We start from the raw sequence: 385 nt of genomic DNA, 5'->3' as shown, positions 1-385 counted from the left end.
TGCCTGGAGCTCGATGCCCGCGGGCGGGGACACCAGGCTCCAGGTGACGGCACCTCCCGTGGTGTCAGTCCAGGCGAGCTGGACGTCGCAGTCCAGGGTTCCCCCGGGAAGGACCTGCTCCTGGGCAGGAGTCGCCGTGAAGGTGAAGTCCGCGTCGGGGTTCGCCTGTGGGCCCTCCTTGGGCGGGTCCTCCAGCGGCGGAACGTCAATGCATGCGGGGCTCAGGCCGACGCAGCTCAGCAACAACCAGAGTTTCAGATTGGACATGGGGGCGTGTTCTGCAAGGTCGGGTCCGTTCGGTCCCGAGTGAGAACACTGCCATGCCCGTCCGGGGAAAAGGACAGGCGTCCGGGCCGGTGGGCTCCGGAAACACGGCTGCCCGCCG

General features: G+C 68.3%; 1 protein-coding gene. It reads right to left on the bottom strand.

Annotated features, from left to right (window positions below; translation table 11 throughout):
* Positions 1 to 267: hypothetical protein (locus tag ACLEQD_RS45230; protein WP_410392046.1), on the bottom strand; the 267-nt coding region annotated here is incomplete at its 3' end.
* Positions 268 to 385: the final 118 nt, after the last annotated feature.

Origin of the sequence: Corallococcus sp. 4LFB (assembly GCF_046520365.1) — a bacterium.
In the GTDB taxonomy this organism is placed as follows: domain Bacteria; phylum Myxococcota; class Myxococcia; order Myxococcales; family Myxococcaceae; genus Corallococcus; species Corallococcus caeni.
This window is presented reverse-complemented; position numbering and strand designations above follow the sequence as displayed.